We start from the raw sequence: 26493 nt of genomic DNA, 5'->3' as shown, positions 1-26493 counted from the left end.
CTTAGGTTGTTCTGGGTCTCGCCGCGACTGGCTATGCTCTTCATACTTCTTCGTGCCCATTTTCATGTTCCGGAGCGTCGTATTTTGCGATTCCCGATACTGCCATTCGCTTGCGATTGAACTCGACCTGGAAACTGGTGATGTCATTACGAGCACGTCATGCGGGAACCATTCGTTGAGTCGGGGCGATATGTGCGAGGGGAAATCGAGCCGCACACAATCCTGCAATGATTGGCGGCAGAGTCGCATGGTGCTGAATACTGCGTATTACAGCCTCAGCGTAAAATTTCCTGACTCGTATTTTGCCATGTGCAGCGCGAGGCAAGTCAAAATGTACACCTCCCTGTCATTGTATCGTTTTAAAATTTAGCGACACGGCGTCATAGCCAATAATTATTAACCCAAGATGATAGCGCTATCTTTTCTTGTGTTTCTGTTATGTGATGCGCTATTTTTCGGCAACTGAACGGCCCAGTCAGGCGGGCGATATTCAATTAAAAACAAATAGATGCCGCACTCTTGGTGCTTGCAGTAACTATCCTCTTTAGCCGTTCGTCGCCAGCCCGGACGAGTTTCCTTTACTTTTTTTAAAACACGCTATTGTGAGAAAACTATCGAAAGGAACTCGACGCTCTCTGGGGTGTTGTTCGCCCGTTTCCCAGCCTGCCTGAAGCGCCTGGATATAAGACTTTTCATATGCGTGCGCGCCACATTCTGGCGTTTGCGTAAGTGCGCCTGGAGCATTCTTTTAGCAGAGGGTTGAGAGATGATAGGGCGAACCAACATACAACTGAAAAAGCGCGTCCTATTTATCGATGATGATGTGATTAATCCCGCCAGCGGCCGCGGCAGGATGCTGAACGAATTAATAAACGAGTTTCAAAACCACAGCACTGAGGTCATCAGCGCAGCGTCGTTTGAGGATGGCATGGCCACGGTAATTTCCGATGCCGCTCTGCACTGCATTTGCGTTGACTGGACGCTAGGCCGCAACGATTCTCAGAGCCATGCCCAGGCGGTTGAGCTGCTGCGAGCTATTCGCCAGCGCTACGACCGCGTCCCGGTATTCTTGATGGCCGACCGCAACGCCAATCGCAGCATTACGGTCGAGGCCATGGGTCTGGCAGATGAGTGTGTATGGCTGCTTGAGGATACAGCCCCCTTTATTGCTGGGCGAATCACTGCCTCGATCGAGCGTTACCTCGAGAACCTGATGCCACCCTTTACCAATGCGCTGATCCGCTACGCTCTGAAGGATGAGCATTCCTGGGCTGCACCTGGTCACCAGGGCGGCATTGCTTTCACCAAATCACCCGTTGGCAGAGTGTTCTTCGATTTCTTCGGCGAGAACCTGTTTCGAGCCGATGGCGGAATTGAGCGCGGCAACTTGGGGTCGGTACTCGACCATAGCGGCCCGGTTGGCGCCTCTGAGGCCTATGCAGCGCGTGTGTTCGGCGCCCACGTCAGTTATGCGGTGCTCAACGGTACCTCAGGCTCGAATCGCGCAATCTTCATGGCGTGCGTGGGGGAAAACCAATTCGCGCTGTGCGATCGCAACTGTCACAAATCCGTCGAGCAGGGGCTAGTGCTGTCCGGTGGACTGCCGGTGTACATGACGCCGACCCGTAACCGCTTCGGCATTATCGGCCCACTGCTGCCGGAGCAGTTCGACCCGCAGCGCATTGCCACTGCCATTGCCAACCATCCTCTGCGTAGTCAGGCTCAGAGCGGACACCCGGTCTATGGCGTTCTGACCAACTGTACCTACGACGGTATGTGCCTGAACGCCGAGCGCGCCGAAGGCCTGCTGGCGCAGAGCATCGACCGCATCCACTTCGACGAGGCCTGGTACGGCTACGCCCGGTTCAACCCACTGTACAAGGGGCGTTACGCCATGCGTGGCGATCCGCTTGCATACCCAGGCGACGGGCCGACGGTGTTTGCCACGCACTCCACTCACAAGCTGCTTGCGGCACTGTCGCAGTCCTCGTTCATCCATATTCGTAACGGCCGCAATCCCATCGAGCACAGCCGCTTCAACGAATCCTTCGTCATACAGGCCAGCACCTCACCGCTATACAGCATGTTCGCCTCGAACGAGGTAGGTGCGGCGATGATGGACGGCAATGGCGGCTACGCCCTTACACAGGATTCGATTCGCGAGGCGGTAGATTTTCGCCAGGCTCTGGCGCGAGTGCATCGTGAATTTGCCAGCAAGGGGGAGTGGTTCTTCCAGCCCTGGAACGCGCCACAGATTCGCGACAAGAGCGGCACTCTGGTTGATTTCGTCGATGCGGATCCCGAGCAACTGGCAAGCGATCCGGCGTGTTGGGAACTGAAGCCGGGGGATACATGGCACGGCTTCGCCGGGCTGGAGGAGGGCTGGTGCCTGCTCGATCCCATCAAGGTTGGCATCATGGTGCCGGGTATGGGCGATAACGGAGAGCTGGAAGCCGAAGGTATTCCCGCACCCATCCTCGGGGCTTTCCTTTACCGCAACAATATCGTCGCCTCGCGCATCACCGACTTCATGGTGCTGTGCCTGTTCAGCATCGGCGTGACGAAAGGCAAGTGGGCCACGCTGATAAACGTGATGTTGGCCTTCAAGCGCCATTACGACTGCAACCTGTCGTTGAAGCAGGTCCTGCCTGATCTGGTTGCACAACACCCCAATCGCTATGACGGCATGGGACTGCGTGATTTGAGTCGCGAAATGTTCGAGCACATGCGCAGCAGTCGCATGGACTACCTCCAGGCTGCGGCTTTCAGCCAGCTCCCGCTGATCGAGCTGAGTCCACGCGCCGCTTTCCAGGCCCTGCAGACCGGCAATGCGGAATTGCTGGCGATCAGCCAGGCGGCCAACAGGATTACCGGCGTCGGTGTCATGCCTTACCCGCCGGGAATCCCGATTGTCATGCCCGGCGAGAATCTGGGGCCGTTGGACGGACCCTGGCTCAGTTACATCTCGGCCTTACAGGACTGGGGCAACCGTTTTCCGGGATTTGAGAAGGAAGTATCCGGGGCCGAGCACAAGGACGGAGATTACTACTTCTGGTGTCTGAAGTAGCCAACCCACAGCCATGCCGTAGTCAGCTCTGACGCCCCTCAAGGCCCCTCTCAAGAGGATTCATTCATGAGTCATTCGCTTCCTCCCACCCTGGCACACCGCTATCCGGTCTTGATCGTCGCCAACAACCAGGGCTACGACGACGGCGTCGTGCACAACAGCGCCCAGGCGATCATGCGCGCATTGCATGAGCATGATCTTGAAGTGGAGCTGGTGCGGTCGCTGGACGACGCAGAGGTGGCGTTTCTCGCCAGCCCTGCTTATTGCTGCGTAATCCTCGGCTGGGCTTTGTGCGAGCAGGACCTGGAGGGGGCGCAGAAGGTCATCCAGCTCATTCGCCGGCGCACCGCCCAATTGCCTCTGCTGCTTGGGATGACACAATCCCATCAGCACCGTGTGCCACTGGAGTTCATCGAGTCTATCGACGGTTTTATCTGGCTGCCGGAAGATAGCCCGGAATTCATCGCCGGACGTATCGCGGCGGCCGCGAAGCGCTACCTAGACAGTGTCCTGCCACCGTTCTTCGGCGCGCTGGTCAACTTCGCCGACACTTGTGAGTATTCCTGGCACACCCCAGGCCACACAGGCGGCACTGCCTTCATGAAGACGGCAGTGGGGCGCAGCTTTCTGGATTTCTACGGCGAGCAAATGCTCCGCTCGGACCTTAGCGTATCGGTTGGTGAACTGGGCTCGTTGAATGATCACTCAGGGCCGATGGCGGAGGCTGAACGCCACGCTGCCCGAGTGTTCGGAGCCGACTTCACCTTCTTCTCGGTGGGCGGCAGCTCGGCCAGCAACCAGATCATCCTGCATGCCTCGGTGACCGACGGTGATGCCGTACTGGTCGACCGCAACTGCCACAAGTCACTGAACTACGCGCTGAACATGTCTGGCGCCGTGCCGTTGTACCTGCGCCCACGACGCAATGCGCGCGGCCTCATCGGCCCGGTACCGCAGAGCGAGCTGAGCCCCGAAGCGGTCGCGCAGAAACGTGCGGAAAGCCCGTTGGCCCGAGACAAGCAGGCGCTGCCGGTCCTGGCGGTGCTGACCAACTCGACCTACGACGGGCTTTGCTACAACGTGCAGACCACCACCCGCGAGCTGAGCAAGACGGTCGATCGCATCCACTACGACGAAGCCTGGTATGCCTACGCGCGCTTCAGCCCACTTTACGAGGGGCGTTACGGCATGCACCGCGGTGAACGGCATGCCGACGATGCCACGGTGACCGTCACCCACTCGACTCACAAGCTTCTCGCCGCGCTGTCGCAGGCGTCGATGATCCATATTCGCTCGGGCAAGGTGCCGGTCAAGCCGGCGCTTTTCAACGAAGCCTTCATGATGCACACCTCGACATCCCCGCAGTACAGCATCATCGCTTCCACCGACGTGTCGGCGAAGATGATGGGTGATGCCGGCGAGTACCTCACCGACGAGTCCATTGGCGAAGCCATTGCCTTCCGCCAGGCCATGACTCGACTGGGTAACGAGATACGCGAGCGCGATGCTCAGGACTGGTGGTTTGGCATCTGGCAGCCCGATGAGGTGGACGGCGTACCGTTTGCCGATATCGATCCGCAGAAGCTGCGCCGCGGCGACGCCTGGATTCTCAAACCGGGGGCCAAGTGGCATGGCTTCGGCGACCTCGGCATGGACTACTGCATGCTCGACCCGATCAAGGTAACCGTGCTGACCCCTGGTCAGACACTGGAAGGCGAAATGCAGAACAGCGGTATTCCTGCGCCGTTGGTGTCTTCCTTCCTCTCCAGCCGCGGCATCGTGGCGGAGAAGACCGAGCCGTATTCCATCCTGGTGCTGTTCAGTATCGGTGTGACTCGAGGCAAGTGGGGCTCGCTGGTTGCCGGGCTGATGGAGTTCAAGCGCTACTACGACGCCAACGCGTCGCTGGAGCAGGTCATGCCCGATCTGCTTGCCAGCCATCCCGAGCGCTATGCCGGCATGGGCCTGCGCGATCTGGCCGAAGCGATGCATCGGGACATGCTGGATTCACGCTTGCTGCAGAACATGGATGCAGCGTTCAGCCTGCTGCCCGACCCGGTGTCCTCACCGCGCGACACCTATGCGCGTCTGGTGAAGGGTGAGATCGAGCAGATCGCCGTGCGCGACATGCTTGACCGCACCGTGGCGGTACAGATCGTGCCTTATCCGCCGGGCATCCCGCTGATGATGCCCGGCGAAAAGGCCGGCGCTGACAAGCGCGCCATCATTGATTACCTGCTAGCCATGGAGTTGTTCGACAGCCATTTCCCGGGCTTCGGGCACGACAACCACGGCGTCGAAGTGGAACATGATGGGGGCGAGCTGACTTACAAGGTCTACGTCGTCAAACAGTAACGCCCGGCTTCTTGTCCGGGCGCCAAGCCCTGGCACAGGCCGCCGTCGCGGAACGCGCGAGGAGTCTGGTATGGCTGATTCAAGCAAGAAGATGGGGCTGGTGGGCCTCACCACCCTGGTGGCGGTCAACATGATGGGGTCGGGCATCATCATGCTGCCTTCCAATATGGCGCAACTAGGGGCGGTTTCGTTGCTGTCCTGGATCATCACCGCTGTCGGTTCCATGGCGATCGCCTATTGCTTCGCGCAATGCGGATTGCTGTGCAACCGCTCGGGCGGCATGTCGGCCTACAGCGAGGAGGCGCACGGCAAGTCGGCGTTCTTCATGTGCTCGTTCCTCTATTTCCTGTCGCTGGCGATTGGCAACGTAGCGATTGGCATTTCCGCGGTCGGCTACCTGTCGTCCTTCATGCCCTGGCTGAGCAGCGGTGCCATCCCTTTGTTCATCGGCACTGTCGGGCTGCTTTGGCTGACCACTGTGGCCAACTTTGGCGGCCCGAGCATTACCGGCAAAATCGGCACCATCACCGTCTGGGGCGTAATCATTCCGGTGGCGGGGCTTTGCCTGATCGGCTGGTTCTTCTTCAAGCCTGAGATATTCGCCGCTGCCTGGAACCCGAACAACATCGCTGTCAATGAAGCAATCATCCAGAGTATCCCGTTGACCCTGTGGGCGTTCCTTGGCATGGAGTCAGCGGCGCAGAGCTCCGATGCCGTGGAGGATCCCAAGCGCAACGTGCCGCTGGCCTGCCTGTTCGGCACCCTGGGCGCGGCGGTGGTGTATGTGCTGTCGACCACCGTGATCCAGGGCATCGTGCCGAACGCCGAGCTGGCCAATTCCTCGGCTCCGTTCGCCTATGTGTATGCGAAGATGTTCAACCCTCTGGTGGGCAACATCATCATGGCGCTGGCGGTGATGGCCTGCATCGGTTCGCTGCTGGGCTGGCAATTCACCCTGGCGCAGACCGCCAAGATGACCGCCGATCAGGGCATGTTCCCCAAAGTATTTTCCAGGGTCTCTGCAGCGAACGCGCCGATCATCGGCATGATTGTCTGCGGCGTGTTGCAGACCGTGCTGGCCGTGTCGACCATCTCACCCAACGCCAGCGAGCAGTTCGGCAAGTTGGTCAGCCTGGCGGCGGTGACCAACCTGATTCCCTACGTAACCGCGCTCACCAGTTTGCTGGTGATGATGCACAAGGCCGATGTGAGCGGATCGGTGTACAGCCGTAACCTGCTGGTGCTGCTGATTGCGATGGCCTATTCATTCTTCGCGATTTACGCCTCCGGCAAAGATGCCGTGTTTGGGGCCACCATCGTGCTGGCGATCGGTTATCTGCTCTACGGCTTCATCGCCAAACGATTCGTGAATGAGCGGCCGTTCGTTGCGACCCAGGGTTAGGCAGGGTTTTCGAGAGCCAAAAATTCGCATGTAGGGACAGGATATGAACATGAAGCCCCACAAATTTATCAGTCTGTTCTTCACCATTCTGCTTGGTCTACCAGCTATGCAAGTTGGTGCAGATACGCTCGAACGCGTGCGCGCGAACAATACCTTCACCCTTGGCTACCTGCCCGATCTTGCGCCGTTCACCAGCGCGGAGAGCGGTACAGTCAACGGTTACGGCATCGACCTGTGTCTGAAGGTTGCCGACAGGCTCAAGGCAGAGCTGGGCCTGAACGATCTGGAGGTGGTTTACCTGGCAGTGAGTGAGGATACGGCGGGTGGTGCAATTCAGACAGGCAAGATAGATATCCTTTGCACCCCGACGCTGGAAACCCTGGAACGACGCAAATCGGTGAGCTTTTCGCGTCCGGTATATACCGCCGGGTTATCCGTGGTCGTGCGCAAGGACGCACCCGCAGCGCTGCTGCGGGTGCTCAGTGGCGAAGCGGCACACACCGGCCCGACCTGGCGCGCCACCATCAACCAGGGGTTGGCCAACCACACCTATGCCACCCTGGAGGGCGGCATCACCGAGGACTGGATTCGCGACAGGATGCGCAGGCTTGGCGTGATCGCCCAGTTGGCCACCGTCGGCAGCCACGAGGACGGCATGCAACTGGTAGCCGAGGGTAAGGCCGATGCGTTCTTCGCCGAGCGCATGCTGCTGCAGAACGGCTTGCAGAAGAGCAGGGCGGGTGAACAGATGATGCTGCTCGACACCATCTTCACGTTTGCCCCGGTGGCATTGGCTTTGGAGCGCAGCGACGAGGACTTCCGTTTACTGGTGGATACGGTGATCAGCCAGCTGTATCACTCGGGCGAAATCGAACAGATGCAGCGTAAATACCTGGGCGAGCTTCGTGGCGGAGCACGTCTGCTGTTCCCCGTGTATGCGTTGCCCTAAACAAATAGCACCAAGTCGCTGACCCACAAGGAGCCACACCAGGAAGCGTTCCAGTATTACCGTCACCGGGCTATCGTTTTCCGCGCTGCTGGGTGGCTGTGCCTCGCAGGCCACTCAGCCGGATGAGTATTCCGGCCCTCTGTCGGATTACTCGCACCCGCAGCCGTTCGTATCAGCCATCGGCCAGCCGCTGATGCGCTTGATGGCATCGGGTTTCACGCGTACCTGCAGGAAGGACGTACCAAGAGTATGGTTCAGGAAAAATGGGACTGGCGCTTGCGCCTGCATCACTCATGCTTTCGTATTCTACGGTGCACTTGGACTTCGAGGGAGCCAGGACTCTCGCAAGGCGCTGTCGGCTTGATGGGCCAGTCTTCACCCGATTCAGCCGTGTCGGTGCTTACTTTGCCCGTAGATCGCGTAGGTGAAAGGCTGTTTCTGCTGCCTTTCTGGGCTGTCTTTCGAAGCCTTGATCCTGTCCAGTAGCGGACTGAATTCGTCCATGCACAGGGTGTCGCCTGGGCGCTTTGCATCGGATAAGCCAAGTCCATGGCATCCCAGACGCTCACGCAATGCAGTCGTGATTGCATCCGGCGGATGGCATTGATTCGTGGGCTAAGCATCCATTCGCTTTGATTTCCCCATTGGTTCGGTATACGTTACATACAACATAAATTGTCGCGTATACAGAACATGGACTATTCCCTCATCACGCTGCGACTTGGTGAGCAGCTTCGGCAGCGCCGTCTGAATCGTGGGCTGACTCAGGCTGCGCTCGCTTCCCTGGCCAGTATCACCCGTCAGAAGGTCATTGCCATCGAGAAGGGCGATCTCTCGGTGGGAATGGTTGCCTACGCGCGGGTGTTGGCAGCCCTCGACTGTGAGCTCAACGTGGTGCCGGCAGCCATGCCCACGCTGGACGAAATCCATGGAGTATTCGACTGATGACGGCCGTGCTGCAAGTTGCAACGCCAGAGGGCGACAGTGGGAAGATCCATGCCAGTGCCGGAGACTACCTCTTCCGCTACCACGAAGATGTCGAGGCAAAGGCCGCGATCAGTTTGCTGATGCCGGTGCGCTTCGACGAATACCGCCATCGCGAGTTGCACCCAATCTTCCAGATGAACCTGCCGGAAGGCTACGTCCTGGAACAGTTGCGTAACCGCCTGGCCAAGGTGGCGAACGTTGACCCGATGTTGTTGCTGGCTCTATCTGGTAGCAGTTCGCCCATCGGACGGGTGGCAGTCAGCTCGCCACAAGTCGATGAGTTGCTGGCGCGCCAGCAGTTCCCTGGAGAAAAGCTGGAGGAAATCCTTGCCTGGGACGGCGCAGAAGATATTTTTGCCGGCCTGGTGGATCGCTACTGCGTGCAGGTATATCAGGTGTGCAGCCTAAGGTGCTGGTTCCAGAGCATCAGGATTCCACGCCACAGCGCTTCACCTCGAAAACCTCTGACCTGATCATCAAGAGCGGTCGGGATGAGTTTCCGGGGCTGGCGATCAACGAGTTCCTTTGCATGTCAGTGGCGAGGGAGGTGGGCATCGCTGTGCCGGAGTTCTACCTCTCCGACAACCGCAAGCTGTTTGTCATGCGCCGCTTCGATCGGGATCAGCAGCTCGACCCCATCGGGTTTGAGGACATGGCGGCATTGATGGGGCTGGCTGCAGAGCAAAAGTACAGTAAGAGCTATTCCGCCATCGCCAAGGCTATCCGTCTGTTCTGCCCACCCGAGCATATGCAGAGTTCACTGGCGCAGCTATTCGCGATCGTAACCTTGAGCTGCATAGTCGGTAACGGCGACGCCCATCTGAAAAACTTCGGGCTGCTGTATTCCGACCCCACTCGCCGCGATGCACGGCTCGCCCCGGCGTACGACATCGTCAACACCACCGCCTATATTCCAGGGGATGTACTGGCGCTGGACCTTGTGGGCAACAAATCGCTCTTCGCGTCGCGTCAAGGGCTGTTGGACTTCGCGCAAATCTGTGATGTGGTGCGGCCAGAAGAAATAATCCGTGGACAGCTGAGCGCGCTGGAGCAGGTAATGGCGCGCTCAGGTGAACTGGCCGAGCAAGCGCCGCATGTGGTCGCGGCAATCAGACATTGCGCTGAGCCGTTCATGAATTCCTTTGGCTAGCATGCTGACAGTTCCGTTGCAGTGAATCGGAGACGACTCTCGGACTTGATCGAATAGCTGCGAGACCGGAGTTTTCGAGACGTGCTGTTTTCCAAGTTCCTGCCCTCGTCGCAATGACGAGTATCTGGATGTATTTCTGGGCCCTCAAGGCTTTACGGGCTTGAGGGCTTCTTTCCTTTCGTAGCCACTCTTGCCTGCCAGGCGCAGGGGCGCAGTCTGTGCCGGCGCCTGTGCTTCTGCCATTGGCAATATCCATGGTCACTATCGAGAGCACTGATTTCTGTCCGGCGAGGCATCGGCCTAATGTTGAGCCCAACAGAGCTTGAGTTGGATTGGAGGTCATGATGTCCCGTATCGATGTGGTTTCCCTGGTGGGTAGTGCCGTACCGGCTGAGCTCAGGTCCGACGGACATATGGCTTGCTGGCTGGTGATGGTAGACGGCCAGCCCAAAGCCGGTCCCTTCGCTTCTCGTGAGGCTGCGCTGGCTTGCCAGGCGGTCTGGATACTCAGCAGTGCCATTCGTCGTGAGGGCGACTCGCTGCTGGCCTGATTCACTGTTTTACCCCGCGCTCGCTCCAGCGCTCCCCTTGGCCCGCCTCTGGCGGGCTTTTTCTTGCTCGCTGGTTACAATGGCGATCATTTTCTGAAGGGGCGCAGTGTGGCCAGGTGGGACATCTTCTGCAGCGTGGTGGACAACTACGGTGATATCGGCGTGACCTGGCGGCTGGCCCGACAGTTGGCGGCCCGGCAGGGGCATGCGGTGCGCCTGTGGGTCGACGAGCTGGGTGCCTTCGTACGCTTGTGCCCGGAAGCCAGTGTCGATGCCGAATGCCAACGCTGGAGCGGTGTCGAGGTACGCCGGTGGGCGGAGCCGTTCCCCCTGGTAGAACCAGCCGAGGTGGTGATCGAGGCCTTCGCCTGTCAGTTGCCGCCTTCCTATGTTGCAGCGATGGCAGCCAGCGGTACTCGCCGTTTGTGGCTGAACCTGGAATACCTCAGTGCCGAGGATTGGGTCGCTGGTTGTCATGGCCTGCCATCGCCGCAGCCTGGAGGTTTGCAGAAGTTCTTTTTCTTCCCTGGATTCGTGGAGGGCACGGGTGGTTTGCTGCGCGAGGCCGATCTGCTGGCGCGGCGGCGGACCTTTCAGGCTGATGCGCAGGCGCAGCAGGCTTTCCTGCAGTCACTCGGCGTGGCACATGAAGCGGGGGCGCGGCTGATATCGCTGTTCGCCTACGAGAACGCAGGTCTGGCGGGATGGCTGGATGCACTGGCAGCCGATCCGCAGCCGACGCAACTGCTGGTGCCGCAGGGCAAGATTCTCGCTGACCTGCAGGTCTGGCTTGGCGGGGAGCTACTGGCGCCGGGTGATCACGGCCTGCGCGGTAATCTGCTGATCTATGTGCTGCCCTTCGTTGCCCAGGATGACTACGATCGCCTGCTGTGGTGTTGCGACTTCAATGCGGTGCGTGGTGAGGATTCCTTCGTCCGGGCGCAATGGGCGGGGCGACCGTTGCTCTGGCACATCTACCCGCAGGAGGAGCGGGCGCACTGGGACAAGCTCGAGGCGTTTCTGGCGATTCATAACGCCGATCTGATGCCTGAAATCGCTGCCGTTCAGGCTGAATTCTGGCGGGCATGGAATAGCGGTGAAGGGATGGAAACGGCCTGGGCTGCGCTTCTCAAGGCTTGGCCACTACTGCAGCGACATGCCGAGCAATGGTGCGATCAGCAGGCTGCCAGGGCAGATCTTGCCACGGCGCTGGAACAGTTTTACCTAAATTGGCTATCATACGCGGCCTAGATTTCTGTACCTCCCGCATATTTCGGATATCCGCATGAAAACTGCACAAGAAATGAGAGTCAACAGCGTGGCCCTGATCGATGGCCAGCCGTGGCTGATCCAGAAGGCCGAGTTCACCAAGTCCGGTCGTAACAGCGCCATCGTCAAGATGAAGCTGAAGAACCTGCTCAACGGTTCCAAGACCGAGACCGTCTACAAAGCCGACGACAAGATGGAGCCGGTGATTCTCGAGCGCAAGGAAGTGAACCTGTCCTACATCAGCGGTGAGGACTACGTGTTCATGGACCCGGAGTACAACTCCTATGAGCTGCGTGCCGAAGATCTGGAAAGCGTTCTGCCGTTCATCGAAGAAGGCATGACCGACGTCTGCGAAGCCGTGTTCTTCGAAGGCAAGGTGATCTCCGTTGACCTGCCGACCACCATCGTGCGTCAGGTTGTCTACACCGAGAACGCTGCTCGTGGCGACACCTCCGGCAAGGTGATGAAGCCTGCCAAGCTGCGCAACGGTACCGAGATCAAGGTTGCCGAGTTCGTCGACATCGACGACTGGATCGAGATCGATACCCGTGACGGTTCCTATAAGGGCCGCACCCAGGCGCCAGCCTGAGCTTGAGCTGCACGAGAAACCCGGCCTAGGCGCCGGGTTTTTTTTGGCCGTCACGCGGCGGTTATCGTGCTGCGCGTGGCGCAGCACCCTAGGGTCATGATCTTACTGCTGTGGGATGGCCAGGCTGGTTTGCAGTGCCAGGTCCCAGGGCGGCGGAAAGCCGAAACGCTGCTTCAGGAAACTCAGCAGCAAGCGTGTGCGCGGGCTGGCTTCGCGCTCCAGACGCAGGGCGTAGATGCTCACTGGCTCGACGGCGGGCAGGCCCTGTTCGCAGAACAGTGGGATCAGCTCGCCGCGTTGCAGGTGCTCGCTGCTCATCCAGGTGGGCAGGTGGGCGATGCCAAGGCCGGCGAGGGCGCTGAACAGCAGGGTTTCGGCGTTGTTGCTGGTCTGCCGCAGGCGCTTGGGCTTGCACAGCTGCAGCTTGCCATCGACTTCGAAGCGCCAGGCGTAGGGTGGCGCCAGGCTGTCCCAGTCGAGGCCGTCGTGCTGTTCCAGCTCCAGCGGGCTGCGTGGGATGCCGCGTCGGCGCAGGTAGTCCGGGCTGGCGCAGACGATGCGAGTCATGGAGGCCAGGGGCGTGGCCACCAGGCGACTATCCGGCAGCGGGCCGATACGCACGACGATATCCACCTCGCCCAGGTGCTCGCCCTGCAGGTCGATGAAGCTGTCGATCAGGCGCAGTTGTACGTCCAGGCCAGGATTGGCGCGCAGGAACTCTGCAATCGCCGGGGCCAGGTGGCGCCTGCCGAAAGGCGAGGGGGCGTCGATACGGATCAGGCCTTCGGGTGCGCTGCTCAGTGAGACCGCTTCGGCGCGCGCCAGGTGCAGCTCGGCGAGGATGCGCCTGGCGCGCTCGGCGAACGCCAGACCGGCCGGAGTAACGCGCACCGCGTGGGTCGTGCGGTTGAACAGGCTGCTGCCCATGGCGCGCTCCAGGGCGTCGATGCGCCGTGCCACTGCCGAAGGCGTGAGCGGATGGCGCCTGGCCGCAGCGGAGAAGCTGCCGGTTTCCAGTACGTCGAGAAAGAGTTCCAGTTGGTCGGTCAGTGCATCGGGGTTCATGGCAGCCTGCTTGTGCGGGGTAAGCAAAGCCATTGTGCGTTGCTGTGCGTTTCCGCGCTAGCCGCGACTGATTAACATGCGCCCACTGTATGGAGGTGTCATGAATCTGTTCGACCTGTTGCTGAATCTGTTGCTGGGCCTGGGTCTGGGAACATTGGGCGGCTTGTTCGGCATCGGTGGTGGGCTGATCGCCATTCCGGTGCTGGGCATTGTCTTTGGGCTGGATCAGCAGCTCGCTCAGGGGACTGCACTGGTCATGGTGGTGCCGAACGTGATGCTGGCGATCTGGCGTTACCATCAACGCAATCGCATCGATCTGCGCTATGCCCTGCTGCTCGGCGTTACCAGCTTCTTCTGCGCCTGGCTGGCCTCGCTGTATGCGGTGGAGGTGGATTCGCGCACCATGCGCTGGGCCTTCGTCGGTTTTCTGCTGGCCCTGGCGGCCTACAACCTGCTGCGCATGCTGATGGCTCAGACGCCGGCCAGCGGCGAGCTGCGTCATCACTGGGGTTGGTTTGGCGTGCTGGGCGGGGTGTCCGGTGCGATGGGCGGGCTGTTTGGCGTGGGCGGCGCGGTGGTGGCGACGCCGGTGCTGACCAGTGTGTTCGGCACCACCCAGGTGGTGGCGCAGGGATTGTCGTTGTCGCTGGCGCTGCCCAGTACCGGGGTGACGCTGTTCACTTACGCGCTGCATGATCACGTCAACTGGTGGATGGGTGTGCCGCTGGCCATCGGTGGCCTGCTCAGCATCAGTTGGGGGGTGCGCCTGGCGCATTCGCTGCCGGAGCGTCTGCTGCGCAGTCTGTTCTGCGGCTTCCTGCTGCTCTGTGCGCTGCTGCTCGCGCTGGAGTCGGGTGGCCGCCTATAGGCGAAAACCTTCGACGATATGCTCGGCCAGGCACTCGGTAACCGGTGACTGGCTGCTTTCGTTGCGCAACAGCACGATGCTGGTCAGCGGCAGCAGCGGGAGGCCTTCGGCTTCGCCGAGCGTGCGCAGATCCGGCGTGATCAGGCTTTGCAGCTGCGCAGTGACCGCGAGGCCCGCGCGCACCACGGCGAAAATCGCCGACAGGCTGGGGCTGGTGTAGGCGATGCGGTAGGGACGACTCATCGCATCCAGCGCGTTGCAGGCCCATTCGCGGCAGAAACAGTCGGCGTTGAACATGGCCAGCGGCATGGGGTTCTGTTCATGCGGGTCGAACCCCTGGGCCACGGCCCAGGCAAAGCGCTCCTGGCGCAGCAGTTGGCCAATCTCCTTGCCGGGCTGGCGGGTGACGATGGTCAGGTCGAGATCCTGGTGTAGCAGCAACTGGCCGGAGGGTTCGCAATGCACCTCCACCTGCACCAGCGGATAAGCCTGGGCAAAGCGCGAGAGAATCTCCGGCAGAAAACGCATCACGTAGTCGTCCGGTGTACCGATGCGCACGGCGCCGACCATGTGTGGTTCGCGCAGGGTGTTGAGCACCTCGCCATGCAGCTTGAGGATGCGCCGCGCGTAGCCCAGCAGCACCTGGCCTTCGGGCGTCAGCCGCACCTGGCGGCCGTCGCGCTCGAACAACGGGCGCTGTACCACGTCTTCCTCCAGCCGCTTCATTTGCATGCTAACGGCTGACTGGGTGCGATTGACCGTTTCTGCGGCGCGGGTGAAACCACCGGTGTCGGCGATGGCAACGAAGCTGCGCAGCAATTCGGTATCAATACTGGGGTGGAAGGCCATTCATCAATCCTCGAGATGGATTCCATAAGAAACATTCGTTGGATTGATCTTAAGCGCGACCCGACACTGACGCCAACCCCACAAGGAGGGCGAAAAGATGAAAGGTCAGAAAGGTTACGCGTTGGCTCAGGCCATCCACTTCGAACGTCTGCCATCACTGGCTGGTATGTGGCGTATGCTGCGGCGCTGGCGTCAACTGGCACGCGAGCGTGGGCAACTGGCGCGGTTGGATGATGCTGCACTGAAGGATCTGGGCCTCTCCCGGGCCGATGTGTTGCAGGAGGCCGAACGGCCGTTCTGGGATGACCCGTTGAGAAAGTGAGTGACACATGACAGGAGTTGCTGAATGACCGCGGTACGCAAGGGCGCCGATTTTTTCCTGTTCCAACTGATGCTGCTGCTGTGCGCCATCTGGGGCAGCCAGCAGGTGGCGATCAAGCTGGCGGCGGACGATATCGCGCCCATGCTGCAGGTGGCGTTGCGCTCGGGCGTTGCCGCGCTAATGGTCGGCTTGCTGTTGCTGTGGCAGCGCGGTTGGCGCGAGTGGGTCAGTTCCACTTGGCTGGCCGGGATTCTGGCCGGCGTATTGTTCGCGCTGGAGTTCTTTTTTATTGCGCTGGGCCTGCGCTACACCACGGCCTCGCACATGGCGGTATTCCTTTATACAGCGCCGATTTTCTCGGCGCTTGGCCTGCATCTGCTGTTACCCAGCGAGCGCTTGCGTCGCCTGCAGTGGCTGGGTATCGCGCTGTGTTTCGGCGGTGTGGTGATGGCCTTCGGCGTGGGCGGTAACTGGGCCCAGATCGATCGCAGCATGCTGCTCGGCGATGCGCTGGGGCTGTGCGCCGGCATGGCCTGGGGCGCGACCACGGTCGTCGTGCGAGGTTCGCGATTGTCCGAAGCGCCGGCCGGGTTGACGTTGTTCTATCAACTGGCGGTGGCGTTCGTGCTGCTGCTGACCTATGCGTTGGCGATAGTCGACCTGTCCCAACTGCGCTGGACCCCGATTGCCATCGCCAGCATCCTGCTGCAGGGCGTGGTGGTGTCGTTCTTCACCTACCTGGCCTGGTTCTGGCTGCTGCGCCGCTACCTGGCCTCGAATATGGCGGTGTTCTCCTTCATGACCCCGCTGTTTGGCGTCACCTTCGGCGTGCTGGTGCTGGACGAGCCGTTGACCCTGAACTTCATCATCGGCGCAGCGCTAGTGCTGTCGGGCATCACCCTGGTCAGCAGTGAGGCCTGGCTGCGTCGCCGTCTGGCCGGCTGGCGTGGTTTGCCACAGCAACCCTGACGCAAGGAGGCTGGAAATTGTCTGCTTATCACCTGGCTCAATTGAACATCGCCTGGATGAAGGCGCCGCTGGAGTCGCCAGAGATGGCTGACTTCGTCGCCAATCTGGAGCGTATCAACGCGCTGGCCGAAGGCTCGCCTGGCTATGTCTGGCGTTTGCAGGACGAGGCGGGTGACGCGACGGCGATCCGTCCGTTCGGTGACGAGGTGTTGGTCAATATGTCGCTCTGGCAGAACGTGAAGTCGCTCAGCGATTACGTCTATAAATCGGCGCATACCGAGATGCTCAAGCGCCGCCGCGAATGGTTCGAGCGTGTCGAACAGGCGCACCAGGTGCTGTGGTGGGTGCCAGCCGGGCATCGGCCGAGCGTGGTCGAAGCCGCCGAGCGCCTGGCGCATCTGCGCGAGCATGGCGCGACGGCACAGGCCTTCACCTTTCGCCACGCCTTCGCCGCGCCGGCCTGAACTCGTCGGCAGCCAAACTGCCTGATAGGCTGAGTCGCCATGACGCTCTCACTTTCTCTCGCCGAAGCCCGCCGCCTGGCCCTGGCTGCCCAGGGGTTCGGTCGTACGCCACGCGGCGCCATAGGCCGCAAGCACCTGCAGGCGCAGATCGAGCGCCTTGGTGTGTTGCAGATCGACTCGGTCAATGCCCTGGTGCGCTCGCACTACCTGCCGGCTTTTTCCCGTCTTGGTCATTACCAGGCCGAGCACCTCGATGAACTGGCCTGGGACCGGGCGCGGCGCAGGCGGCTGTTCGAATACTGGGGGCACGAAGCCTCGCTGATGCCACTCGAGCTTTATCCGCTGCTGCGCTGGCGAATGCGCCGGGCTGCGGATGGGCAGGGCATCTACAGTCAGCTGGCGAAGTTTGGTGTGGAGCGGCGCGATGCGATAGACAGCGTGCTGCAGGCCGTGCACGAGCGCGGTGCGCTGGGCGCCGGCAGCCTTTCCAAACGAACCGAAAAGGCTGGCCCCTGGTGGGACTGGAGCGCTGAAAAGATGGCGCTGGAATGGCTGTTCGCTGCAGGTCTGGTCACTGTTGCTGGGCGCCGCGGCTTCGAACGGCTGTACGATCTGCCGGAGCGGGTCATTCCCGCGGATGTGCTGAATCACCCGGATCTGCATGAGGCCGAAGCGCAGCGCCGGCTGTTGCTGCGTTCTGCCGATGCCCTTGGCGTGGCGACCGAGCGCGATTTGCGCGACTACTACCGACTCGACGTCAGTGACAGCAAGCACCGTATCGCCGAACTGGTGGAGGCGGGCGAGCTGTTGCCCGTCACGGTACAGGGCTGGCGACAGACGGCCTATTGCCGTGGTGAGCCGCGTATTCCAAGGCGCGTGCGCCATAGTGCACTGCTTTCGCCGTTCGACTCACTGATCTGGGAGCGCGAGCGCACCGAGCGGTTGTTCGGCTTTCGCTATCGCCTGGAGATCTACACTCCTCAGGCCAAGCGCGTGTATGGCTACTACGTGTTGCCGTTTCTGCATCACGAGCGCTTGTTGGCGCGGGTGGATCTGCGTAGCGAGCGCGCGACCAGGCGCCTGGCGGTGCATGCCGTGCATCTGGAAGAAGCGGTGTTGAGCGAGGAGGCGCGCCTGGCGCTGGAAGATTCGCTGCGTGCGCTGGCGCACTGGCTGGGCCTGGATGAGGTGTGGCTGGCGCCGAGCATCAGCCTGCGCGGGCTGCTGGGCTAGCCACCGTTCTCCAGCAGAAACTTCAATTCATCGACGCGCTGGATGTTCAGCTCCATCGGGCAGGTGTAGTACATCGGTGAACCGACATGCTTGCCTTGCAGGTCGCACTGGCCGTTGCGGTAGATCAGCCAGGCCTTTTGCGTCGTTTCCAGTTGTTCGGCATCTTCCGGGGCACTCTCCTGCAGCTTGAGGAACAACTGCTGGTAAATGCGGTTCATCTCCTTCTTCACCGTTTCGGATACCCCTTCGGCGCAGCCGGCGACGCTGGCGTTGTTGATCACTCCGCTGGCATCCAGACAGGCCTGGTACTGCTGGTCATAATCGGCCTGAACCGCGGGTGAAAGAATGAGCAAGAGTGCTAGGCAGTTGCGCGGTTTCGACATGGCGATCTCCAAATGAAACAGGGGCTGCATTAGCAGCCCCTGGACTTGGCCTTTACTTGGCCGCCAGGCGGGTGCGCATGTTGGCGGCGCGGTCGCTGGAGCCGGGGTGCGAGTCGAACATGCTGCTTTCGCCGCCGCCCAGCTTGGCCAGCTTCTCGAACGCAGTGACCAGGCCATCGCGCGGGATGTTGCGCTGGCTCAGCAGGTCGAAGGAGAAGTTGTCGGCGGCATTCTCCTGGCTTTGCGAGAACTGGGCATTGACCAGTTGCTCACCCAGAGCGCCGAGCTGCGAGGTGGACAGGGCGGCGAGGGTGCCGTTGCCCGAAGCGGCTGCTGCATTGCGCGCGGCGGTGGTGGCGTAAGCGGTCTGCATGGCCTTCTTGCTGTGGCCGAGGGCTACGTGGCCGATCTCGTGGCCGAGCACGCCTTCCACTTCGTTGTCGCTCATCAGGTCCATCAGGCCGCTGTAGACGCGCACGCAGCCGTTGGCCATGGCCCAGGCGTTGACCTCATCGGCCTGGTAAACCTTGTAGGTGATCGGCGTGCCGTTGATCTGGTGGCCAAGGTTGTTGGCGATCTTGTCCAGACGCTTGCTGTACGGGCTGTTCGGGCCGGCGATGTTGGCTTCGGCATCCATTTCGGTGCAGGCCTGGTCGGACATGCTGCGTACTTCGGCGTCGCTGAGGGTTGCGGCCTGTACGGCCATCAGGCCGGATTGCAGCATGGCGTCGGGAGACATGTTCTGGCAGCCGGTCAGCAGAACGGCGCTGGACAGGGCGAAAGCGGAGAGGGTGGTGCGCAGTTGCATGGTTCATCGTCCTTGTTGGGGGTGTTGGCCGCGAGTCCTTTCCGGCTGGGTAGCGTCTTTGGCACCTGCACGGTGCTCGCGATGGAGCGGCATTATGCCGGATAGCGCACAGAAGATGTGCGAGCCCGTTCGCGCCCTGGCCAGTGGCCAGGGCGCGGAGGATCAGCGGCGTACCTGCTTCAGCGTTTCGGCGATCATGAAGGCCAGCTCCAGGGACTGATCAGCGTTCATGCGCGGGTCGCAGTGGGTGTGGTAACGGTCGGACAGGCCGTCCTCGGTGATCGGGCGGGAACCGCCGATGCACTCGGTGACGTTCTGCCCGGTCATTTCGATATGGATACCGCCGGCATAGGTGCCTTCTGCCTGGTGCACAGCGAAGAACTGCCGGACTTCGCTGAGAATCTGCGCGAAATCGCGGGTCTTGTAGCCGCTGCTGGCCTTGATGGTGTTGCCGTGCATGGGGTCGGAGCTCCACAGCACCTGGCGACCTTCTTCCTTGACCTTGCGCAGCAGACGCGGGAAGTGCGCCTCGACCTTGTCCGCGCCCATGCGCACGATCAGGTTGAGGCGACCGGGATCATTTTCCGGGTTGAGCGTGTCGATCAGGCGGATCAGCTCGTCCGGGTCCATGCTCGGGCCGACCTTGACGCCGATGGGGTTCTCGATACCGCGCATGAACTCGATGTGCGCGCCGTCCAGCTGACGGGTGCGGTCGCCGATCCACAGCATGTGCGCGGAGCAGTCGTACCAGCGGCCGGTAAGGCTGTCGCGACGGACGAAGGCTTCTTCGTAGTTCAGCAGCAGCGCCTCGTGGGCGGTAAAGAAGCTGGTTTCACGAAGCTGCGGGGCGCTGTCCATGCCCACGGCACGCATGAAGGCCAGGGTTTCGTCGATGCGGCCGGCGAGCTGATGATACTTCTCGGCCAGCGCCGAGTTGGCGATGAAGTCGAGGTTCCACTGGTGCACCTGATGCAGGTCGGCAAAACCACCCTGAGCGAAGGCGCGCAGCAGGTTGAGGCTGGCGGTGGCCTGGTGGTAGGCCTGCAGCAGGCGCTCCGGGTCGGGTGCGCGACTGGCTGCGTCGAAACCGATGCCGTTGACGATATCGCCCCGGTAAGCGGGCAGGGTGACACCCTCGATGGTTTCGCTGCCGGACGAGCGCGGCTTGGCGAACTGGCCGGCCATGCGCCCGACCTTGACCACAGGGCAGCCGGCAGCGAAGGTCATGACGATGGCCATCTGCAGTAGCACCTTGAAGGTGTCGCGGATCTTCGCGGCGGAAAACTCGGCGAAGCTTTCGGCGCAGTCGCCACCCTGCAGCAGGAAGGCGCGTCCCTGGGTGGCCTCGGCGAACTGGCGACGCAGCTCGCGCGCCTCGCCAGCGAACACCAGCGGCGGATAGCCGGCCAGGGTTTGCTCGACGCGGGTCAGGTGAGCGGCGTCAGGGTATTCAGGCTGCTGCTGGATGGGTTTGGCCCTCCAGCTTTCGGGGCTCCAGGCGTTCGACATGCGGCGTCTCTAGCGGTTGATCAGGCGAAGGCGCATGGTAACCGATAAGCCCCAGGGCTCGTACGTGTAATGGCGCTGCTGCGGCTCATGACGCAGCGGCGGGCTCCAGGTCGCACGCCGGCAGGTGTCGCGGCGAGACATCGCGCGCCGGCAGGAAGTGTCCGTAGCGCTGTGCCTTGCCGAGATCATCCGGGTATTCCAGACCACGGCGATAGGCGATGCGGCCGTTGATCACCGTCAGTGCGACCGCAGCATCGTTGCGTTTGACCACCCGCACCAGGCCGAGCACCTCCATCGGCGCTTCGTGCAGTTCGTCCAGCGTTTCGTCAAGGCCTGCGGGATCGATCAGCACCAGGTCGGCACGATCGCCGACGCGCAGGTAGCCGGCATCGACACCGATGAAATCGGCCAGCTCGCCACTGCAGCGGCGCACCGCCTTGCCCAGTTCCATGAAAGGTTCGCCGGCCAGCTCGGCGTCGCGCACGTATTTGAGAAAACGCAGCGGGAAGTTGTACTGGGCGATGGAGCGCAGGTGCGCGCCAGAATCGGCGAAGCCAGGGTGGGTCCAGGGACTGGCCAGCAGCTTGCGCATGATCGCCTCGCGCTGGTTGCCGTAGCAGGTCGTCCACTTCAGCGCCTCGCGGTATTGGCAGGCCAGCTCGAAGTAGGCGTCTACCGCATCCAGGCCGCGCGCCTGCCCCAATTGCTTGAAGTTCTTGCCGACCAGGCTGGCGTCCGGGCATTCGGTCACCCAGCAGTCGGAGAAGTCGCGGTGCCAAAGGCCCTTGGTCAGTACGGCCTTGACCTGCTTCTTGAACAGGGCGCGGAACGCCGGCTCCCTGACCTTGGCGTAGAGCTCATCCGGGTCCTTGATGTTGCGCAGGATCTCGCCGGCACCGAACTCCTCGAAGGCATTCACGTTGAGCCCTTCCAGGCGCAGGGTGAAGGGCGCCGGCAGGGTCTGCCAGCGGAAGTGGCCGCGCAGCGCTCGGTTCGCCAGCCAGCCGGAGAGCCGGGTAAAGCGGTGCAGCAGCGGCTGCGATTTGAGATCCAGCGCCGTGAGCATGGTGCATTTCAGCGGTTTCCTGAACCAGCCGTGGGCCTGCCAGAGGAAGGCGAATACGTTGACCTTGGTCACCGCATTCGGTGCGCCCTGCAGCACGGCGCCGCGCCGCCGAAGTACGGCGAACAGCCGGGAAAACTCCTTCCAGCTGGCGAAGGTCGACGGCAACGGGCTGGACCAGGCGCGGTCGCCGTCCATCTTGTCCAGGCGCGTGGTCATCACTGACAGGCCAATACACCCGGCGTCCAGCGCCTCTTCGAGCAACTGCTCCATGCGCGCGAGTTCGGCTTCGCTGGGCTTCACCCGACTGGTGGCGCGCTCCAGGCCCATCACCGCCACGCGCAATTCCGAATGGCCTAGGAAGGAATTGACGTTCGGGCCCAGCGGCAACTGGTCGTAGAAGGCGCGATAGCCGGCGGCGTCGCGCCAGGTTTTCTTTTCCTTGAGGATTGGCAGCACGTAGTCTCGTGGCACCGCTTCGACGCGGGTGAACAGGTCGGAGCAGTCTTCGGCGTCGGCCAGCACCATGCTGATGGAGCAGGAGCCGATGGTTACGCTGGTGACACCATGGCGCACCGACTCCTTCAGTGCTGGTGCGGCGATCACCTCGGCATCGTAGTGCGAGTGGATCTCCAGAAAACCAGGGGTGATCCATTGGCCTTGGGCGTCGATCACCTCGGGACAGTCGGTGGCGTCCAGCGGGCTGAGGCTGAGCACCTCGACCTTGCCGTTACGGATACCGATATGACGGATTGCCCCCGGCGCGCCAGTACCGTCGAAGTACAGGCCGTTGTTGATGATGATGTCGTAGCTCATGGCAGTCTCCAGGGCGCCAGCAGCAGGATGCCGGTGACCAACAGCAGGATGTAGATGGCGAGGCGGAAATGACGCTCGTCGAAGCGCCGGTGCAGGCGTTCGCCCAACCACACCCCGAGCAGCAGCAACGGCATGTAGGTGAGCACCTGGGGCAGCGCCGGCAGCAGGCGGCCGTCGAGCAAAAAGGCGAGGGTAAGCAGGCTGTTCAAGGTGAACCAGACGGTGACCAGGGTGGCGCGCAGTCGCGCCTTGTCCAGCTGGGTGCCGGCCAGGCCGTAGACCAGCAGCGGGCCGCCCGAGGCGAACAGACCGTGGCTGAGGCCGGCGGCCAGGGTAATCACGCGAGTCAACCAGGCCGGACGTTGCCGCAGATCGTTCGCCCGGCGCAGGCGCCACAATTCGCGGCTGGCGAACCAGACGATCAGCGCACCGAAGCCGACCTTCAGCGCCTGGGTGTCCAGATAAGGCAGCAGCCAATAGCCGAGTAACGTGCCGATGAGCATGCCGGGCAGCAGGGTGCCAAGCAGCAGGCGGCGGTCGATCTGCTGCCAGTGGCGATGCACCAGATAGCCGGTCATGCAGATGTTCAGCGGCACCAGGATCGGCAACAGCTGATCGATGGGCAGCAGCAATGCGCCGAGCGACAGCGCGATGACCACGCTACCGAAGCCGGTGACGGCTTCCAGGGTGTAGGCCAGCAGAATGAAGCCGCCGAGGGCGTAGGGCGCCAGGGCCATCAGCTGATCTCCCCGGCGAAGCGCTGGCTCATCTTGCGGTGGTACAGCGCCGGTGCCAGGCGCCAGAGCAGGCTCGCCAGCCAACTGCCGCGGTCCGGGAACAGGCGCTCGCGGCGCTGCTGCAGCGCATCGAGAATCAGGCTGGCCATCCAGTCGGCGCCGCGAATCTTGCCGATGGTCGAGCGGGCGTGGCCGGCCGGTTTGCCGTCGCCGCCCAGGGCATTGCGGTCGATGGGGGTATCGAGAAAGCTCGGATAGACCATCAGCAGGCCAATGCCGTCACGGGCGATCTCGGCGCGCAGCACCTCGAAGGCCTGGCCCAGGGCGCTCTTCGCAGCGCAGTATCCGGCGCGGCCGAGCACCGGCATCCAGCCGGCCATGGAGCCGATGGCGACCACCTGGCCGCTGCTTTCACGCAACAAGGGCAGGGCGGCCAGGGTCAGTTCCAGCGGCGCGTGATAATCCACCGCCATGATCTTGCGAAACACCGCTGGGTCGGTGCGCAGCGTAGGCGAGCGGTGAGTGATGCCGGCGTTGTTGATCAGCACGTCCAGTCGGCCGAAGCGCTGCCGGCAGCCATCGAGCAGGCGTGCATGCAGCTCGGGTTCGGTGATATCGCCAGCAAGGGCCAATACCCGTTCGCTGCCCAGTTCATTGGCGCGAGCCGTGAGACCATTGGCGTCGATGTCGGTGAGCAGCAGTGCATCGCCACGGGCGTGACAGGCGCGTGCCAGTTGCCAGCCGAGGCCGCTGGCGGCGCCGGTAATCAGGACTACGCGCATCATCGTTCTCCAGCGTTGGGCAAAGGCGTCAGCAACGCGTCAGCTGCAGGCGGTCTGCGTGACCACAGCCAGGCCAGGCTCAGACCGGATACCAGGTGCCAGCAACCCCAGAACGCCGCGATCAGCAACATGCCACTGGCCTGCGGGAAGAAGGTGAAGATGATCACCAGGCCCAGCGCCGAATTCTGGATGCCCACTTCCAGCGTCAGGGCACGGCGGTCGGCCACCGTCAGCCCGCTCAGGCGTGCGCTGAGGTAGCCAATGCTCAGTGCCAGGGCGTTGTGCGCCACCACCAGCCAGAAGAACAGATGGAAATGTCGGGTGAACTGCTCGAGGTTACGGCTGAACGCCAGCGCGACGAAACCGAGCATGACCAGCAAGGCGAACAGACGCAGGGGCTTTTCCACGTTCAGCGTCAGTTGCGGGAAGCGCCGGCCGATCCACATGCCAGCCAGCAGAGGCAGGCCGAGTACCAGCAGCACGAGCAGCAACAAACTCAGCGGGTCCAGTTCGATCTGCGTCAGCAAGGGCCGCGTGTGGGGATTGAGCCAGGCGTACAGCGCGAAGTTGAGCGGTGTCAGCACGCTGGCGACAACGCTGGAAACGGCGGTCATGCTCACCGACAGCGCGACGTTGCCGCGCGCCATCCAGGTCATGATGTTGGAGAAGCTGCCGCCCGGGCAGGCGGCGATCAGGGTCATGCCCAGCGCCAGTTGCGGCTCGATGGCCAGGGCCCAGCAGGCCAGGCAGGTCAGCGCCGGCAGCAACACGAATTGCGCCAGCATGCCAATCACCGGGGCCTTGGGCGCGCGGACGATGCGGCGGAAGTCTTCGGCGCGCAGGTCCAGGGAGACGCCGAACATCATCAACGCGACGATCAGGTTGATCAGCACCAGACTGCTGGGGGCGAAGGCGATATTGACCTGTTCCATGCTCATGCCCCCTGTGCAGCGAGTGTGCCGTCGCTGGCCAGCTCACGACGTAGCGCGGCGCTGTGTTCGGCTATGCGTCTACGATAGCTGTCCTTGTGCACGTAATAGGCCATGCGCTCCAGCTGCAGGTAGCGATAGCCGCCGTCCAGGCGCTGGCTGGCTTGAGCACGAATGGTCTGGCGCAGGACCTGAGCAGCGGGGCTGCCAGTCTGCGACTGACGGATATACAGCGCCACCAGCTCCGCCTGCTCGTCACGACCCTGCCAGCCCAGGCCGGAGGCCTCGACCATGCCGAGCATGAACAGGTCGTCGTGCTCGGGGTGGAAGACGTTGAGATACAGCTGTGGTGCACCGGCATCTTGCGGCCAGTTCAACTCGTCGCGGGCGATGAAGGGGTAGTCGAGCTTGTAGCCGGTGGCCATGAGGATCAGGTCGTACTCGGCCTGTTCACCATTGGCAAAGGTCACGCTTTGCCCGTTCACCGCTGTGACATCGCCCCGAGGGCGGATGTCGCCATGGCCGATATGGTGCAGCACCAGCGAGTTCATCACCGGATGCGACTCGTACAGGCGGTAGTCCGGGTCGGGCAGACCGTACTGCGAAGGTTTGCCGACCAGCGCACGCACCAGCAGACCGTCAACCAGCTGTTTGAGACGGCGCGGTAGCCTGATCGAGCCGCCGAAGGTATCGGTGGGTTTACCGAGGATGAATTTGGGCAGGAAGTGATAGCCACGGCGCACCGAGAGGTCGACCGAGGCGGCGCGATGCACGGCATCGATGGCGATATCGCAGGCGGAGTTGCCGCAGCCGACCACCAGCACCCGTTTGCCGGCGAAGATATCCGCGCTCCTGTAAGCACTGGAGTGCAGCAGCTCGCCGGAAAATTCACCGGGCAGGCTAGGCAGGTTGGGCGTATGCAGGGTGCCATTGGCGATCAGTACGCCCTTGAAATACCACTCGCGCTGCTCGCCGTTGCGCTCGCTGATCAGCTTCCAGCCGTGTTGCTCGCGCTGCACATGCAGCACGCGGGTGTCGAACTGGTAATGCTCGTAGAGACGAAACTGCCTGGCGTAGTCGCGGAAGTAGCAGCGCATCTCGCTGTGGTGCGGGTAGGGCGCCACCTCGGCACGCATGGGGAATTCGCGAAACTCGGTGGTGCCCTTGGAGGAAATCAGGTGCGCCGAGTGGTACATGCTGCTGTGCGGGTTATCGATATCCCACAGGCCACCGACGTCGCTGTGCAGTTCGAAACCGACGAAATCGATACCGTGCTTCTTCAATTGCCGGGCCGTGCACAGGCCCATCGGGCCGGCACCTATGATGGCGTACATGGCGAACCTCGTTATTGTTATGAGTAGCTGCGCAAGTGTTTGA

At 61.9% G+C, this 26493-nt stretch carries 23 protein-coding genes and 1 pseudogene; 14 read left to right on the top strand and 10 right to left on the bottom strand.

The features are described from left to right. Positions 1–766 precede the first annotated feature (766 nt). The 9 genes and pseudogenes from GV002_RS09665 to efp all read left to right on the top strand — a co-directional run bounded on the left by GV002_RS09665 (position 767) and on the right by efp (position 12319). Positions 767–3067 carry an Orn/Lys/Arg decarboxylase N-terminal domain-containing protein gene (locus GV002_RS09665; RefSeq protein WP_160018090.1) on the top strand — a complete coding sequence of 767 codons (2301 nt, stop codon included), beginning with the start codon at positions 767–769 and terminating at the stop codon, positions 3065–3067. A 66-nt stretch (positions 3068–3133) separates the two neighbouring features. Continuing rightward, on the top strand, positions 3134–5422 hold the full coding sequence (locus GV002_RS09660) for an Orn/Lys/Arg decarboxylase N-terminal domain-containing protein (protein ID WP_160018089.1): 2289 nt from the start codon (positions 3134–3136) through the stop codon (positions 5420–5422). A 70-nt stretch (positions 5423–5492) separates the two neighbouring features. Continuing rightward, entirely contained in the window at positions 5493–6824 is a 1332-nt protein-coding gene (gene potE / locus GV002_RS09655) for a putrescine-ornithine antiporter (protein ID WP_160018088.1), read from the top strand. 43 nt (positions 6825–6867) lie between these two features. Next, positions 6868–7773, top strand: coding sequence for an amino acid ABC transporter substrate-binding protein (locus tag GV002_RS09650; protein ID WP_160018087.1), 906 nt, complete (start codon positions 6868–6870; stop codon positions 7771–7773). A 693-nt stretch (positions 7774–8466) separates the two neighbouring features. Beyond that, positions 8467–8718, top strand: a complete 252-nt coding sequence (locus tag GV002_RS09645; protein ID WP_160018086.1) for a helix-turn-helix transcriptional regulator — start codon at positions 8467–8469, stop codon at positions 8716–8718. After that, positions 8718–9910 (top strand): annotated as a pseudogene (locus GV002_RS09640) (type II toxin-antitoxin system HipA family toxin). The gene GV002_RS09645 and the pseudogene GV002_RS09640 overlap by 1 nt, the downstream one beginning before the upstream one ends. 344 nt (positions 9911–10254) lie before the next feature. Further along, on the top strand, positions 10255–10461 hold the full coding sequence (locus GV002_RS09635) for a hypothetical protein (protein ID WP_160018085.1): 207 nt from the start codon (positions 10255–10257) through the stop codon (positions 10459–10461). 108 nt (positions 10462–10569) lie between these two features. After that, a complete protein-coding gene (gene earP, locus GV002_RS09630) occupies positions 10570–11712 on the top strand; it encodes an elongation factor P maturation arginine rhamnosyltransferase EarP (protein ID WP_160018084.1) in 1143 nt (380 codons plus the stop codon). A 34-nt stretch (positions 11713–11746) separates the two neighbouring features. After that, the gene (gene efp, locus GV002_RS09625; protein ID WP_003240094.1) at positions 11747–12319 is read left to right on the top strand and encodes an elongation factor P; all 573 of its coding nucleotides are present in this window, start codon (positions 11747–11749) and stop codon (positions 12317–12319) included. Between the two features lie 102 nt (positions 12320–12421). Here efp and GV002_RS09620 read toward each other — a convergent pair whose 3' ends face one another. After that, complete coding sequence (locus GV002_RS09620; protein WP_160018915.1) at positions 12422–13384, bottom strand: LysR family transcriptional regulator; 963 nt, start codon at positions 13382–13384, stop codon at positions 12422–12424. A 100-nt stretch (positions 13385–13484) separates the two neighbouring features. Here GV002_RS09620 and GV002_RS09615 point away from each other — a divergent pair, with 100 nt between their 5' ends. Continuing rightward, a complete protein-coding gene (locus tag GV002_RS09615; RefSeq protein WP_160018083.1) occupies positions 13485–14252 on the top strand; it encodes a sulfite exporter TauE/SafE family protein in 768 nt (255 codons plus the stop codon). Here GV002_RS09615 and GV002_RS09610 read toward each other — a convergent pair. Further along, entirely contained in the window at positions 14247–15101 is an 855-nt protein-coding gene (locus GV002_RS09610) for a LysR family transcriptional regulator (RefSeq protein ID WP_160018082.1), read from the bottom strand. The genes GV002_RS09615 and GV002_RS09610 overlap by 6 nt on opposite strands. 97 nt (positions 15102–15198) lie before the next feature. Here GV002_RS09610 and GV002_RS09605 point away from each other — a divergent pair, with 97 nt between their 5' ends. From GV002_RS09605 to GV002_RS09590, 4 genes are read left to right on the top strand one after another with little or no spacing between them, the layout of a single operon-like run. Beyond that, positions 15199–15423 carry a DUF1127 domain-containing protein gene (locus GV002_RS09605; RefSeq protein WP_160018081.1) on the top strand — a complete coding sequence of 75 codons (225 nt, stop codon included), beginning with the start codon at positions 15199–15201 and terminating at the stop codon, positions 15421–15423. 24 nt (positions 15424–15447) lie between these two features. Continuing rightward, on the top strand, positions 15448–16392 hold the full coding sequence (locus tag GV002_RS09600) for a DMT family transporter (RefSeq protein WP_160018080.1): 945 nt from the start codon (positions 15448–15450) through the stop codon (positions 16390–16392). A gap of 17 nt (positions 16393–16409) precedes the next feature. After that, the gene (locus GV002_RS09595; protein WP_160018079.1) at positions 16410–16856 is read left to right on the top strand and encodes a DUF3291 domain-containing protein; all 447 of its coding nucleotides are present in this window, start codon (positions 16410–16412) and stop codon (positions 16854–16856) included. A 39-nt stretch (positions 16857–16895) separates the two neighbouring features. Next, positions 16896–18089, top strand: a complete 1194-nt coding sequence (locus GV002_RS09590) for a winged helix-turn-helix domain-containing protein (RefSeq protein WP_160018078.1) — start codon at positions 16896–16898, stop codon at positions 18087–18089. Here GV002_RS09590 and GV002_RS09585 read toward each other — a convergent pair. From GV002_RS09585 to GV002_RS09550, 8 genes are all read right to left on the bottom strand, one after another. Beyond that, the gene (locus GV002_RS09585; protein ID WP_160018077.1) at positions 18086–18472 is read right to left on the bottom strand and encodes a lysozyme inhibitor LprI family protein; all 387 of its coding nucleotides are present in this window, start codon (positions 18470–18472) and stop codon (positions 18086–18088) included. The genes GV002_RS09590 and GV002_RS09585 overlap by 4 nt on opposite strands. A gap of 52 nt (positions 18473–18524) precedes the next feature. After that, positions 18525–19280 (bottom strand): M48 family metalloprotease, encoded by a 756-nt coding sequence (locus tag GV002_RS09580; RefSeq protein ID WP_160018076.1) that lies wholly within the window; start codon positions 19278–19280, stop codon positions 18525–18527. A gap of 162 nt (positions 19281–19442) precedes the next feature. Continuing rightward, positions 19443–20789, bottom strand: coding sequence for a class II 3-deoxy-7-phosphoheptulonate synthase (locus GV002_RS09575; RefSeq protein WP_160018075.1), 1347 nt, complete (start codon positions 20787–20789; stop codon positions 19443–19445). An 85-nt stretch (positions 20790–20874) separates the two neighbouring features. After that, positions 20875–22668, bottom strand: a complete 1794-nt coding sequence (locus GV002_RS09570; protein ID WP_160018074.1) for an N-acyl-D-amino-acid deacylase family protein — start codon at positions 22666–22668, stop codon at positions 20875–20877. Continuing rightward, a complete protein-coding gene (locus GV002_RS09565; RefSeq protein WP_160018073.1) occupies positions 22665–23405 on the bottom strand; it encodes a sulfite exporter TauE/SafE family protein in 741 nt (246 codons plus the stop codon). The genes GV002_RS09570 and GV002_RS09565 overlap by 4 nt, the downstream gene beginning before the upstream one ends. Beyond that, entirely contained in the window at positions 23405–24187 is a 783-nt protein-coding gene (locus tag GV002_RS09560) for an SDR family NAD(P)-dependent oxidoreductase (protein ID WP_160018072.1), read from the bottom strand. The genes GV002_RS09565 and GV002_RS09560 overlap by 1 nt, the downstream gene beginning before the upstream one ends. Beyond that, entirely contained in the window at positions 24187–25125 is a 939-nt protein-coding gene (locus GV002_RS09555) for a bile acid:sodium symporter family protein (RefSeq protein ID WP_160018071.1), read from the bottom strand. The genes GV002_RS09560 and GV002_RS09555 overlap by 1 nt, the downstream gene beginning before the upstream one ends. Further along, a complete protein-coding gene (locus tag GV002_RS09550; protein WP_160018070.1) occupies positions 25122–26450 on the bottom strand; it encodes a flavin-containing monooxygenase in 1329 nt (442 codons plus the stop codon). The genes GV002_RS09555 and GV002_RS09550 overlap by 4 nt, the downstream gene beginning before the upstream one ends. Between the last annotated feature and the right edge of the window lie 43 nt (positions 26451–26493).

This window comes from Pseudomonas sp. 8O (assembly GCF_902506495.1).
Taxonomy (GTDB): Bacteria; Pseudomonadota; Gammaproteobacteria; order Pseudomonadales; family Pseudomonadaceae; genus Aquipseudomonas; species Aquipseudomonas chaetocerotis.
Note: the sequence above shows the minus strand (reverse complement) of the source record. Positions and strands in the feature narration are given on the sequence as shown.